12 protein-coding genes are annotated in these 13,911 nt (G+C 53.3%); 8 read left to right on the plus strand and 4 right to left on the minus strand.

Translation table 11 applies throughout. The features are described 5' to 3' along the window. The first annotated feature begins 168 nt into the window (after positions 1-168). The 3 genes from VGM48_RS12625 (at position 169) to idi (ending at position 2,496) form a co-directional block, all read left to right on the plus strand. On the plus strand, positions 169-1,044 hold the full coding sequence (locus VGM48_RS12625; protein WP_331579611.1) for a MerR family transcriptional regulator: 876 nt from the start codon (positions 169-171) through the stop codon (positions 1,042-1,044). 357 nt (positions 1,045-1,401) lie between these two features. After that, a complete protein-coding gene (locus VGM48_RS12630) occupies positions 1,402-1,902 on the plus strand; it encodes an RNA polymerase sigma factor (protein ID WP_331579613.1) in 501 nt (166 codons plus the stop codon). Between the two features lie 75 nt (positions 1,903-1,977). After that, positions 1,978-2,496, plus strand: coding sequence for an isopentenyl-diphosphate Delta-isomerase (gene idi, locus VGM48_RS12635; protein ID WP_331579615.1), 519 nt, complete (start codon positions 1,978-1,980; stop codon positions 2,494-2,496). Between the two features lie 55 nt (positions 2,497-2,551). On the opposite strand, the gene VGM48_RS12640 is transcribed toward idi, so the two are convergent. Further along, entirely contained in the window at positions 2,552-3,052 is a 501-nt protein-coding gene (locus VGM48_RS12640) for a hypothetical protein (RefSeq protein ID WP_331579617.1), read from the minus strand. Positions 3,053-3,271: 219 nt separating this feature from the next. Between VGM48_RS12640 and VGM48_RS12645 the strand changes: the two genes are divergently transcribed. Next, the gene (locus VGM48_RS12645) at positions 3,272-4,390 is read left to right on the plus strand and encodes an acyltransferase (protein ID WP_331579619.1); all 1,119 of its coding nucleotides are present in this window, start codon (positions 3,272-3,274) and stop codon (positions 4,388-4,390) included. Positions 4,391-4,407: 17 nt separating this feature from the next. On the opposite strand, the gene carB is transcribed toward VGM48_RS12645, so the two are convergent. Next, positions 4,408-7,233, minus strand: coding sequence for a carbamoyl-phosphate synthase large subunit (gene carB, locus VGM48_RS12650; RefSeq protein ID WP_331579621.1), 2,826 nt, complete (start codon positions 7,231-7,233; stop codon positions 4,408-4,410). A gap of 253 nt (positions 7,234-7,486) precedes the next feature. Beyond that, complete coding sequence (locus VGM48_RS12655) at positions 7,487-7,702, minus strand: hypothetical protein (RefSeq protein ID WP_331579623.1); 216 nt, start codon at positions 7,700-7,702, stop codon at positions 7,487-7,489. A gap of 392 nt (positions 7,703-8,094) precedes the next feature. On the opposite strand from VGM48_RS12655, the gene VGM48_RS12660 reads away from it, so the two are divergent. Both VGM48_RS12660 and bcp read left to right on the plus strand, forming a co-directional pair. Next, positions 8,095-9,927, plus strand: a complete 1,833-nt coding sequence (locus VGM48_RS12660; RefSeq protein ID WP_331579625.1) for a M23 family metallopeptidase — start codon at positions 8,095-8,097, stop codon at positions 9,925-9,927. A gap of 99 nt (positions 9,928-10,026) precedes the next feature. Beyond that, the gene (bcp, locus tag VGM48_RS12665; protein ID WP_331579627.1) at positions 10,027-10,497 is read left to right on the plus strand and encodes a thioredoxin-dependent thiol peroxidase; all 471 of its coding nucleotides are present in this window, start codon (positions 10,027-10,029) and stop codon (positions 10,495-10,497) included. On the opposite strand, the gene VGM48_RS12670 is transcribed toward bcp, so the two are convergent. After that, on the minus strand, positions 10,472-11,230 hold the full coding sequence (locus VGM48_RS12670; RefSeq protein WP_331579629.1) for a biotin--[acetyl-CoA-carboxylase] ligase: 759 nt from the start codon (positions 11,228-11,230) through the stop codon (positions 10,472-10,474). The two genes, bcp and VGM48_RS12670, sit on opposite strands and share 26 nt — an antisense overlap. Before the next feature lie 102 nt (positions 11,231-11,332). Between VGM48_RS12670 and rsfS the strand changes: the two genes are divergently transcribed. Further along, the gene (gene rsfS / locus VGM48_RS12675) at positions 11,333-11,734 is read left to right on the plus strand and encodes a ribosome silencing factor (protein ID WP_331579631.1); all 402 of its coding nucleotides are present in this window, start codon (positions 11,333-11,335) and stop codon (positions 11,732-11,734) included. Between the two features lie 122 nt (positions 11,735-11,856). Beyond that, positions 11,857-13,908 (plus strand): ATP-dependent zinc metalloprotease FtsH, encoded by a 2,052-nt coding sequence (gene ftsH, locus VGM48_RS12680; protein ID WP_331579633.1) that lies wholly within the window; start codon positions 11,857-11,859, stop codon positions 13,906-13,908. The last annotated feature ends 3 nt before the right edge of the window (positions 13,909-13,911 follow it).

The raw sequence follows: 13,911 nt of genomic DNA on the forward strand, positions 1-13,911 counted from the left end.
GGCCCATCCCCCCAATTTGCTAAAAGGATTTTGCGCGCTCACCCAAATTTTTCGGCTCCCACCCCAGGGCAACTTCCCCGCCGCAAAAGAATTCGCTCGCTCCCCCCGGTTGAGGTTTAAGGGCCCGTTTCTTAAACAAAAATCGCCTATCGTTGTATAGAATAGGCGATGAACGTCTTCACGATAAAGGACTTGGAGAATCTTTCGGGGATCAAGGCCCACACCATCCGGGTATGGGAGCAGCGATATGATTTCCTGAAACCCTGCCGGACAGAGACCAACATCCGGTATTACTGCAATCAGGAATTAAAGACCGTGCTAAACATTTCCCTGCTGAGCAAGCATGGGTACAAGATCTCGCACATCAGCCGGATGACTGCGCAAGAACTGCGGAGCAAGATCATCGCCCTGACGGATCGCGAGGCGCTGCAGGAGCGGCTGGTCAACGAACTCATCACACACATGATCGATCTCGACATCGAGGAATTCGAACGGGTCCTCGATGGGTTTATCCGCGCGAAGGGGATCGATAAGACGATCGGCCAGATCCTCTTTCCTTTTCTCCAGCGGATCGGCATTCTCTGGCTGACCAATCAAGTCCATCCCGCGCAGGAACACCTCGTCACCCAGATCATCCGGCAAAAGCTGATCGTCGGCATCGAGGGGACCCTGGCACACCGGCGCAGCGGGAAGCAGGTGCTGCTTTTCCTGCCCGAGGGAGAGTTTCACGAGCTGGGTCTGCTCTATGTCTGCTATCTTCTTAAGACACATGGTGTCAGGGTTTTATATCTTGGCGCGAATGTCCCCTTAAAGGATGTGGAATTCGTCTGCAAGGCCAAACAGCCCGACTATCTTTATACTCATCTGACCGGCATTGCCGGGGGCTTCCAGCTGGATAAGTTTTTGACCCAGCTGACCCGGCAGGTCGCCACGCCACTTGTCCTCTCCGGCGAGCTGGCGCGGACGCATTTGCGAAAGGTGCCTGCGGGTGTTAGCTTCCGCCGCAGCATCGCCGAAGTGCAGGAGTTTGTCGTGACCATCTGACGATATTTCGCTGATCCGCGTGCCGGTTTTGACGAAGCCCGGCCCGGGTTTGATGAAGTTTACGCTGGATTCGGTGAGTTTACCGCTGCTAACGGTTGCCGTCTGCCACATTTCGTGCCGAGACTGCCAATTCTCTTGTATTTTTCGCTGTCTTTCTGACATCTCCGGCATACAGGCCCCTTTTTTGCATATAAAAACGAAAGAATAATAGCATGGCACACGAATCAACCGACCCAAAAGCACAACGACCTGATTATCAGACTATGGTTTTTTAACATCACCATAGGTCATTTAATCCAACATCGCTGTCCTTTTGTGTTTAATTTTGAATAGAAGATCATTAAACAATTTCAAATCATGGCTACAGTAGAATTCAACCAGCTTTTGGTTAACAATGCAGAGTTCTTAAAGCCGTTCGCTATCACGCTTACCCGTGATTCTGAAGCAGCAAAAGACCTTTTCCAGGAAACCTTGTTCAGAGCCTTAGCAAATAAGGATAAATACAACGTAGGCACTAATATCAAGGCATGGCTTTACACGATCATGCGGAATATCTTCATCAACAATTACCGCCGTAAAGCCAAACAAAATACCATCTTTGACAGCACGCCAAACGAGTTTCTGCTCAACTCCGCCCAAATGGCGGTGGCAGGTACTGTCGAAAGCAATCTCCGGGTCAAGGACATCCAGGTGGCCATTCACAAGCTGCCCGAGATATTCCGTAACCCCTTTCTGCTTTACTTCGATGGTTTCAAGTACCACGAGATAGCCGAGATGCTACAGGAGCCCCTGGGTACCATCAAGAGCCGCATCCATTTTGCCCGCAAGCTTTTGAAAAATCAGATCGAGCGATTCTAAGCTGCAGTATTATCAGCCGTGGAATTGGTTACTTTTGCTCGTCCGTCAGGAGTTAAAGTAATCTAATCTGATTTTATGCAAAGTGAAGAAGTGATCCTGGTAAATGAGGAAGATACGCCGCTGGGAACTATGGAGAAAATGGAAGCTCACCGGAAAGCCCTTTTGCATAGGGCTTTCAGCGTTTTCATATTCAATTCCAAGGGGGAGATGCTGTTACAGCGGCGGGCGCTGACCAAATACCATTCGCCGGGTCTGTGGACGAATGCCTGTTGCAGTCATCCCCGGCCCGGGGAGGACACGCTGGCTGCGGCCAGCCGCCGGCTGGCGGAGGAGATGGGATTCACCACGGGATTGGAAAAACTCTTTGATTTCACCTATCGTTCGGAGTTTGACAACGGGTTGACCGAATTCGAGTTCGATCACGTGTTTGTCGGACATTATGAGAAGGATATTCATCCCAATGCATCGGAGGTGAGCGACTATTGTTATCAGTCGCTGGACAAAATAAAGGAAGGCCTGGAGACCCGGCCGGATCATTTCACCAGCTGGTTCCGCCTGGCCTTCCCGTTAGTAACTGAGAAGATGAAAAAATAGGGCTGCTTCCCGCGGCTCGAGTGCGGACGTAAGCACTCGCGGCTTTTGCACGAGCCTACTCACAAAGATTAAGTCCGTCGGTTCCGAGTGTGCTGAACTGGAAGTATTTCACCTTCCCGTTGGGGCCGGCCACGTCGAAGTGCAGAACGAGCGTGCCGTACTGCATCTGGTAAGCCTCCCAGAGATCGTCCTTGATCTTGGGGTTACCCAGCTTTGTAAACATCGAACCTCTTTTGGTGCCCAGCACGGGCAAGCTGATCTTGCCAATGAACTTCGGACCTACCTCGACATATTTCCTCTTGGTGTAAAAGAAGATATCCTTGGTCTTAAAGAAGACGCCGCCGCCGCATTTGGCTTCCGCGGATTCTTCCTCGGCGCTGGTGAAGCAAGGAAATTTTTCCTTGATCTCATTCTGGGTGTTCGACGGCTTAAGCCCATTGACGGTTCCGTCGAGGACATCTACATAAAAGTCGGGGCATTGAACCTTGGCCTTTAATTGTCCCATTGTTACGGACACCAGGGCCATGAACAGCATTAGGGAAAGAAGTCGCTTCATAGTTATAGAGATTTTAGGTACACCAAAACGGACCGGAGGTCCGTTGCCGAAAGGCAGACATTAATAATTTGCGGGAATGCGCTAAATTTCCAATAGCGCATTTTCCGCCCATATTGTATAAGCAAAATCCTTGCTAATTTTTTCTCTATCCGGGAATTTTTCCCGCGAATTCCAGGCATTTTTTTACTGAATTGCCTATCTTACCCGGCAGGACAGCCCATGAATAGCCAGCAACAGCACTTTCGGAAGATCGATTTTTTACGGGGAATCGCGATTCTTGCCGTATTCCAGGCTCATTTCATCTGGTACTATTTTCCGGCCTACCCGGGTTTGATAGGTCTCGACAGCGGTCTGCCGGTGAAAAAAGTGGTGCTGTTAAGCTTTCTGCCCCGGACCATTGGATGGAGCGGCGTGACGATATTCCTTCTTGTCAGCGGCTTTCTGCTCCACCTCGGGTATCTGAGATCCCCTTCAACGTTTACCTTGCGTGGCTTCTACAGCCGGCGGTTCTGGCGGGTCTACCCCCCGTATCTGCTCGTGCTGCTGGTGTTTTGTCTTTTCCTCGAAAAGGACCTTTTTAACAGCCTCGAGGGATGGAAGACCTTCTTGTTCCATGTGCTCTCGGCGCAGAACCTTTCCACAAGAACCTATTTTTCGGTGAACCCCACCTTCTGGTGTCTTGCACTGGAGGTGCAGTTATATCTTCTGTACGCCGTCTTTCTGTATGGCCGGAGAAAATGGGGGGTAAAGCGAATGACGGGGTTGACCCTTCTGGTCTCCATCGTCTGGCAGGCCGTCGGCATGCGGGTGGACGGCCTGGCGAATTCCCTGCCCTGGGCCAACGCCGCCATCTCGATCTGGGTCGTTTGGGCAACGGGGGCCTTTCTTGCCGAGGCGTATCATGAAGGCCGCCGCATCGGGAAGGCGCTTGACGGGCGCGACCGGCTGTTCATTGCCGGCGGTTTTGTCCTGGCGATCGTCCTGACGCCGCTGAACGCCGTATTGCAATACACTGCCGGGCTGACCGGTGTCCTGCTGATGGATCTGTTCCTGCATTCCGGGAAAATGACGCTGCAGCGATGGCCCGCCCGGGTCATCGTGACCATCGGGCTTTGCAGCTTCAGCGTGTTCCTGATCCACCAGCCGCTCCTACAGGCATGGATCGACTTCCTCGATCGCCATTCCCCGGTCTACAGGGGCTATCGGTTGGTGGATGGTCTCCTTGTCTCGCTGGGGATCTTTCTTCTCTCCTATGCGATGTATCATTTTGTCGAACTGCCCTCCATCCGCATCGGCAACAGGCTGCGGAAAGAACGGAAGCCGGCCCTGACGGTCTAGCCTGCGGCTTCGCGCTTTTATTTACTGAGATACATACTCCGGTCCTTATAAAGCTGGCGGAAGTTGGGGTCCCGCAGGTCTTTGATAAAGCGGATGGCCTCGCCGGTGGATTTCATTTCCGGGCCGAGTTCTTTATTGACGCCCGGGAATTTGTTAAAACTGAATACCGGTTCCTTGATGGCAAAGCCTTTCAGCTTTTTTTCGAAGGTGAAGTCGGTCAGCTTATGGTCACCGAGCATGATCTTGGTGGCGATATTGAGATAGGGGATCTGGTAGGCCTTGGCGATGAACGGGGTGGTCCGGGACGCCCTTGGGTTGGCCTCGATGACGAAGACCTTCCCATCCTTGATGGCGAACTGAATATTGATCAATCCCTTGATGTTGAGGGCCCGGGCGATCTTTTCGGAATAATATTCCATCGTTGTGACCACCATCGCGCTGAGGTTGAAGGCCGGGAGAACGGCATGGCTGTCGCCGCTGTGGATGCCGGCGGGCTCGATATGTTCCATCACGCCCATCACGTGGAAGTTCTCGCCGTCGAAGATGGCGTCCACTTCTGCTTCCTGGCAGCGGTCGAGGAAATGATCGATCAGGATCTTGTTACCGGGGATATGCTTCAACAGGCTGACGACGGCCTTTTCCACTTCGTCGTCGTTGATGACGATGCGCATCCGCTGTCCGCCCAATACGTAGGAGGGGCGCACCAGTACGGGATAGCCGACCCGGTTGGCGACTACGATGGCTTCATCGACGTCGAAGGCCGTTCCGTAGTTGGGATAGGGGATCTCGAGTTGTTTCAGCATGTCGCTGAAGCGGCCGCGGTCTTCGGCGATGTCCATGCTATCGAACGAGGTGCCGATGATGGGGATGCCTTTTTCGTTGAGCTTTTCCGCCAGCTTGAGGGCGGTCTGGCCACCCAGCTGAACGATGACGCCTGTGGGTTTCTCGTGTTCGATGATCTCCCAGAGGTGTTCCCAATAGACGGGCTCGAAATACAGCTTGTCGGCGATATCGAAATCGGTGGATACCGTCTCGGGGTTGCAGTTGACCATAATGGCTTCGTAACCGCATTCGCGGATCGCCATCAGGCCATGTACGCAGCAATAGTCGAATTCGATGCCCTGGCCGATGCGGTTGGGCCCGCTGCCGAGGACGACGATCTTCTTCCGGTTGCTGACCTTGCTTTCGTTGTCATGTCCGCCTTCAAAAGTGGAGTAGAAATAAGGTGTTTTTGCCTCGAACTCAGCCGAACAGGTGTCCACCATCTTATAGATGCGGGTGATGCCGGCGGCCTTGCGTTTTTCATACAACGCCTCTTCTGTGCCGGAGTTCATGATCCGGACGATCTGTGCGTCGCTGAACCCGAGCTTCTTGGCTTCCTGCAGCAGTTCGACGGGAAGGGATTCGAGTTTAAAGTTCTCCAGCTGTTTTTCCATGTTGCAGATCTTCTGGATCTCATAGAGGAACCAGCGATCGATGCCGTTGGTGGCTTTGGAGATGGTGCCGACGGAGATGCCGGCCATCAGTGCATCCTTGATCCGGAAGATGCGATCCCATTTCGGGGTCTTTATATATTCCAGCAGTTCTTCAGCGTGCATGAGGCTTTTGCCATAGTAGCCGAGACCGACGGCGTTGTTCTCGAGGCTTTGACAGGCTTTCTGAACGGCTTCGGTGAAGCTTCTGCCGATGGCCATCACTTCGCCGACGCTCTTCATCTGCAGGCCGAGGGTGTCGTTGGCCCCTTTGAACTTGTCGAAGTTCCAGCGGGGGATCTTAACGATGACATAATCCTGCACCGGTTCGAAGTAGGCGGAGGTTGTTTTCGTGATCTGGTTTTTCAATTCGTCAAGGGCATAGCCGATGGCGAGTTTGGCGGCGATCTTCGCGATGGGATAGCCGGTTGCTTTGGAAGCCAGTGCGGAGCTACGGCTTACGCGGGGGTTGATCTCGATGGCGATGATCTCTTCCGTTTTCGGATTGAGGGCGAACTGAACGTTGCATCCGCCGGCGAAATTACCCAGATCCCGCATCATGCGGATGGCGGTGTTGCGCATCAGCTGGTAGGCGGTGTCGCTAAGCGTCATGGCCGGTGCGACGGTGATGGAATCACCCGTGTGAACACCCATCGGGTCGAAGTTTTCGACGGTACAGATGATGACGACATTATTATTGGAATCGCGCAGCAGCTCCAGCTCGAACTCTTTCCAGCCGAGCACGGCTACTTCCACCAGTACTTCATGGATGGGGGAGGCCTGGAGCCCGCGGTTGAGGGCTTCGTCGAGTTCTTCTTTGTCATGTACAAAACCGCCGCCGGTGCCGCCGAGGGTAAAGGAGGGCCGGATCACCAGGGGGAAGCCGATCTCCTGGGCAAATTCCTTTCCTTCGAGGAAGGAGTTGGCGGTCTTTGCTGTTGCGACGGGTACGCCGAGCTCGATCATCCACTGTCTGAACTTCTCGCGGTCTTCCGCCTTGTCGATGGCTTTGATGTCGACTCCGATGAGGCGGACCCCATATTTTTCCCAGACGCCGAGGTCTTCGGCTTCTTTTGCCAGGTTGAGGGCCGTTTGGCCGCCCATGGTCGGGAGAACAGCATCTATCTTGTTCTCTTCCAATATTTGTTCGATACTTTCGACCGTCAACGGCAGGAGATAGACCTTGTCTGCCATCATCGGGTCGGTCATGATCGTGGCCGGATTGCTGTTGATGAGGATCACTTCGACCCCCTCTTCCCGCAGGCTGCGGGCGGCTTGTGTGCCGGAATAATCAAATTCGCAAGCCTGACCGATGATAATGGGACCTGATCCGATGATCAGTACTGAATGAATGGAGGAGTCTTTGGGCATGTCTAAGAAATTGCGCAAAGGTACGTCCCTGAGGGGTCCCTTCCAAAAGAAATCGCTCCGCCGGGCGGGGCGGGTGAATATGGCAATGAAAAAGGCCCGGCTCGTTTTGGGGAAAGTCGAACCGGGCCTTTTTCCATAATGTCTTTGAAGGCTTTGCCATTCAAAGAAAAGGCCCGGCGGATGCCGGGCCTCGTATAACTAACAATTTACAAGATAAACGCTGTGTTGTGATCCAAGCGAAGTGGAACTTCGCTCAGTTATTGTGATAGGCTGCGAGCTCGATGTCGTCAAGCAGCACCCCACCCTTGCGGGCGATCAGCTTGCGTTCCGCCATCAGCCGCCGATTTTCATATTTGCTCTTCATGCGGAACACCCATTTCTGCTTTGCTTCTTCGCCTTTGATAACGCCAATCATGCCTCCGACAGCTATTGCCAGAAAAACGACCATTCTTTGTTTAAATCCTTTCATACCGGTTCTTTTTTGATGGTGAAGCCTTCTTCTATTAACAAGACAATATTGGTTAGCCAAAAGCTGTACCAAACTTTAAAAAAAACCTACCCTTTTGGTAGTATTTTTTTCGACGCCGGATTTCAAGGTTGATTGGTAGTGCCTTATTAACATTCGCTTCACTTTTGGTTACAGTATATACGTAAAAACGGGACCAAGGGATGCCGACATATCGCTTTTTGACGTGTCAATTCGCCCGTCGTTCCGATCAATTTGGGAAGAAATGGCTCACAATGGGAATACCCGGCGAATGGGTATCTTTGGACCAACAATGAATTTAATCCCGTATTAATCTCATGAGGTATCTCGTATTAGCGGCATGTTTGTGTTGTACATCTCAAGGCTTTGCTCAGTTGTTTCCTTCCGCGGACGTTCCCCGCGATTATTTCCGCGACCCGCTTGCCATTCCGATGAAGCTGGCTGCCAACTTCGGTGAGTTGCGCCCCAACCATTACCATATGGGTCTCGATATCCGCACGCAGCACCGGGAGAACCTGCCCGTGTATGCTGCTGCCGATGGTTATGTGGCGCGGGTATCCGTAGAGCCCGGTGGATTTGGCCAGGCGATCTACATCAATCATCCCAATGGGTATACGACGGTGTACGGCCATCTCAATCAATTTTTCCCTGCGCTGGCGACGTATATCCGCGGGCAGCAATACCGCCGTCAGTCCTGGCAGGTGAGCCTGCAACTTTCGCCCACGCAATTTCCCGTGAAGAAGGGCGACCTCATTGCCTACAGCGGCAATACCGGCGGCTCGCAGGGTCCGCATCTGCATTTTGAGATCCGCCGCACGGCGGGCGACATCAATCAGAATCCGCTGCTCTTCGGGCTTCCCGTTCCTGATAATACAGCGCCTACGCTTCAGCGGCTAGCCTGGTACGACCGCGACAAGGGCATCTATGAACAGGCACCGCATATTCTACCCATACACCGGGAGGGTGCGGCTTCCGCTCATGCTGTGCCGGCGTCCTGGTCACCGGCGCCTTCGGTGCTGATCGTACCGACTACCCGTATCAGCTTTGCGCTATCGGCTTTCGACACGCAGAGCGGTTCGGCCAACCCCAATGGGATCTATGAGGCGGGACTGTATGTCGATGATCAACCGGTCATCGGTTTTCAAATGAACAATATCAGCTACGACAATACGCGTAACATCAATGCGCATATCGACTATCGGACGCGGGAGAAGGGCGGGCCATTCCTTCAACAGTTGTTCTTTTTACCGGGCTATCCCGCGCCTTCCATTTATAGCTGGCCCCCGGGCTCTCATGGCGACGGCGTGGTCCACCTTGAAGATCGCCGTCTCCATGCGATTCGCATCGTGGTGAAGGACCCCTATGGCAATGAATCCGACCTGCGGTTCCGGGTACGATACCTGCCGGCTCCCGGCCCCCCGCCGCCTCCGCTGGCACCGGGCGGCTTTGTGCCGGGCGGCGCCGAGCCCGTTGCCTCGCAAGCAGCGCCATCGACGGGGAAAAAATTCTACGTTGGGATGGTCGACGGGATCGAAGCTCCTGATGTCGCCTTTTTCCTTGGGGAGAAAAGCCTTTATGATTCCGTCACCATCGGCGCCGCGACAGTGGGCTATCCGGGTTCGGGGCTTTCGCTGCCCGGCGGGGTCTCCAGCGTGCAGGCCATTGGCGCGAGTTGGATACCGCTGCTGGATCCCATTCTGGTGAGGTTGCGGCCCCTGTCGCCGGCGACGGCCGACCCACCGCAGGCGGTAGCCGGAGGAAGTTCTTTAGCCGAGAGTTCGCATGCCCTGACCGGTGAAAGATCGAGGGTCGACCGGATCGTGATGGTTTGTTTCAACGGCGCCTCGAAGGATGTCGAACGCCCTCAATGGCAGGATGGCTGGGCTTCCGCCCACTTTCGGGAGTTCGGTAACTTCCAGCTGGTGGAAGACCGGGATGCGCCCGTCATTTCGTTTCCAGGTGAAGCAGAAGGAGCGAACCTGAGCAGGACCGGGAGGCTCGTCGTTTCCATAAAGGATAACCTGGGAGCGCTGCGCAACTTCCGCGCGGAGCTTGACGGCGCATGGCTTTGTTTCAGCAATGACAAAGGGCTTGCCTATATTTATAAATTCGATGAACATTGCCCGCCGGGATCGCATACCCTCCGCGTCAGCGTCGAAGACGTGGCCGGCAACCGGGCGGAAAAAGAACTTCACTTTACAAGATAAAACAGGGCGGGTGCAGACCCGCCGGCCGAAGGCCCATCATTAGACCGTGAACGGGGGGATGGGTTAATTTTCGGATAACCCATCCCGGTTCACCAGACTATGACGCAGTTACAAGAAGGCGATAAGGCCCCGGCCTTTACCGGGAAGGATGCCGCCGGCGAAAAGATCTCGCTGGCTGATCACAAAGGGAAAAAAGTAGTGTTGTATTTCTATCCCCAGGACGATACGCCCACCTGCACGGTGCAAGCCTGCAACCTACGCGATAATCTCTCCCTTCTGAAGAGGGAAGGTTTCTCGGTGATCGGCGTAAGCCCCGACGATGAGAAGAGTCATCAGAAGTTCGGGAAGAAATTCGGGTTACCGTTTCCGCTGATCGCCGATCCCGGGCACAAGATCATCGACAAATACGGTGTATGGGGTGAAAAGCAGTTGTATGGCCGCAAATACCTGGGACTGCATCGGACCACTTTTCTTATCGATGAGAAAGGCGTGATCCGAAAGATCTTTTTAAAGCCGAGGAGTAAGCAGCATGCGGAGGAAATCGTCAAGGCCTGGAAGGAGGTTCAATGAGCCATTCAACTTCACCGAAGGTAAACTGGCGGTCGATCACATCCTTCGTTAGCAGTTGGCCATGCGGGGTCACTTCTTTCACCACCGTTTTGAATACTGCATTTTCTTTTTTCAGCCGGACGTCCCGGCCGCGGCCGAATAAGTGATCGTTGTATTGCTGCAATTGCGTGATGGCGCCGCCGGTCTCCAGCTCTGTATACCGTTTATCCAAAAAAGCGCCCAACGACCGGGCGAGCTGCAACGAATCGAAGGACTTGCCCGTTATTTGACGCAGGGAAACGGGATTGCGTGCTTCGGGAGGAAATTCCACCTGGTTGATGTTGATCCCCATCCCCGCGATGGCGAAGAGCCACCGGTCTCCCTTGAAATGGTTTTCGATGAGGATGCCCCCTGCCTTTCTGTCATTCCAGTAGAGATCATTGGGCCATTTGATCGTAGTCGGCTCCTGGCCGGCATAGTGGCTGAAGAGGTCCCGACATGCAAGGGCCACGGCTACGCTGAGGCTGAACCCGGCTGTGGGGGGGAGTGCAACTGGCTCTAAAACAGCGGTAAGGATGATGTTTTCACCAGGGGTGCTCATCCAGCGGCGACCGCGCTGTCCTTTGCCGGCCCATTGGTCATGGGCAAAAACGAGGGTACCGTGCGGAGCGGCGCCTGCAGCGGCTCTGGCCATGGCATAGTTGTTGGTGCTATCCACCGACTCTAATTCAATAAAAGAGTGACCGATCGGCAAAAGATTCCTATTTTTGATAGAACTAAAATAAGATTTTTCAACAAACGCAAATTTACCTCGGTTTCTCATAAAAATTTGATTATCACAAAAACGTATTGATTATTGGAACAGCTTTCTATCCTGACTACCCGCAAGCGCAACAGCGTTGTCCGATTGACGAGGAATTCGAAAATTTTCAAAACGATTATCAAAGCAATACAGGAGAAAAAGGGTGAGGGGATAATTTCCCTGGATTTACGCAAAATCCCGGAGGCGGTAGCGGATTTTTTTATCATTTGTGAGGCCGCAAGCACCACCCAGGTAAAGGCCATCGCCGATTCGGTGGAATATGAGGTAAACAAGAATTGCGAAGAACTCCCCTATAAACACGAAGGCAGACAAACCTATCAGTGGGTTTTGATCGATTATGTGAATGTAGTGGTCCACGTGATGCTGCCGGAAAATCGCCGTTTTTATAAATTGGAGGACATGTGGAGTGATGCGCCCCAGGAGCAGCATCAGTGATAGAAAACCAGGACGAACCGACAATTTAACAGGTTATTTTGCCGTTTCATGGTTTTTTTTGAACCTTTTCACCGTATAATTTTTATTATTAATACCGCTAAACAACACGGATACATACAAAAATGCCACAAGACGATCTGAAACAAAACGATAAAAACAATTTCCCGAGATTCAGACCGAGGGGGGATGACGAAAATGGTCAGAGAAAAGGGCCAAAGTTCAGCATTTATTGGATTTGGGGGATCATTGCCGCCGTACTCATCGGGTTCAACTTGTTCGGTTCTTTCTCGCCGGATGCGCACCCTGCGGACGAGCTTGATTTTCGCAGGACCATGCTGGCCAACGGGGACGTCGAGAAGATAGACCTTATCTCCAACAAGAACCTCGTCCGGGTATACATCAAAAAGGATAGTCTCAACAAGCCTTTTTACTCGAAATATAACAAGCAAAATTCCTGGCCGGGCGGAATGAGCAAGGACGGTCCGCAATTCGAGTTCCGGGTCACTGACGTCAAGGACTATGAGAAGATGTTGCGGGAGTATTTTACCAATCACCCCAACCAGGAAGTTGCGATCAATTCCAAGCAGGAAGGCGAATGGTTCGGCCCCTTGCTGAATTTCCTGTTGCCCCTGCTGATCATCGTGCTCATCTGGGTGATGCTGATGCGAAAAATGGGCGGACAAGCCGGTTCCGGAGGACCGGGTGGCATCTTCAACATTGGCAAATCCAAGGCTACCCTCTTTGATAAAGGGACGAAGGTGACCATCACCTTTAGCGATGTCGCCGGTTTGGACGAAGCCAAGGTGGAGGTGATGGAGATCGTCGATTTTCTAAAAAATCCCAAGAAATATACGGCTCTCGGCGGCAAGATCCCCAAGGGGGCACTGTTGGTCGGCCCTCCGGGAACGGGTAAAACCCTATTGGCGAAGGCCATGGCCGGTGAGGCACAGGTTCCCTTCTTTTCGATGAGCGGTTCTGACTTTGTCGAACTGTTTGTAGGGGTGGGCGCCAGCCGGGTTCGCGATCTGTTCAAACAAGCCCGGGAAAAGGCTCCCTGCGTGATCTTTATCGATGAGATCGATGCCATCGGCCGCGCCCGTGGCAAGAACGCGATCATGAGCAACGACGAGCGCGAGAGCACCCTCAATCAGCTGCTTGTGGAAATGGATGGTTTCGGCGGCGACAGTGGAATTATCGTACTGGCCGCCACCAACCGGCCCGACGTTCTGGACACCGCGTTACTTCGTCCCGGCCGTTTCGACCGGCAGATCTCGATCGACAAACCGGATCTCAAGGGTCGCGAAGCCATCTTCAAAGTGCATCTCAAACCGATCAAGATCTCCAGCAAGCTGGATATCCATAAACTGGCCGAACAGACACCCGGTTTTGCCGGCGCCGACATTGCCAACGTCTGTAATGAAGCCGCGCTCATCGCCGCCCGTAAAGGGAAGGAAACCGTTGAAATGGAAGACTTCCAGGATGCGGTGGACAGGGTCATCGGCGGGCTGGAAAAGAAGAACAAGATCATTTCCCCAGACGAAAAGCGGATCATTGCCTATCATGAATCCGGCCATGCGATATGCGGCTGGTATCTCGAGCATGCGTACCCGCTGCTGAAGGTGACGATCGTGCCGCGTGGTGTTGCCGCGCTTGGCTACGCCCAGTATACACCAAAGGAACAGTATCTCTATAATACGGATCAGCTGTTTGACCAGATCTGTATGACGCTTGGCGGCCGAGCCAGCGAAGAGTTGAATTTTGGAAAGATCTCTACAGGTGCGCAGAACGACCTGCAGCAGATCACCCGCATCGCCTATTCGATGGTGACCGTATACGGGATGAACGATAAGGTCGGCAACATCAGCTTCTATGATCCCCAGGCGGAGAACACCTTTACAAAGCCTTATTCCGAGGAGACCTCGCGCATCATCGACGAAGAGGTGCGGAAGCTGATCGATAAGGCCTATGAAGCCACGAAGTTGTTGCTGACGGAGAAGACCAGGGAAGTGAAGTTGCTGGCGGAAGCCCTTCTGGCGCGGGAAGTCCTTTTCCAAAGCGACGTGGAAGCCCTCATCGGCAAACGTCCCTATGAAGAGAAGCGGGCGCTCGACGTTTCAGAGAATGGAGTGCCGCCCGCCGTGATCGTACCTCCCGCTACCGAAGAAGTAAAATAGACT

Source organism: Puia sp. (genome assembly GCF_036500295.1).
GTDB lineage: Bacteria > Bacteroidota > Bacteroidia > Chitinophagales > Chitinophagaceae > Puia.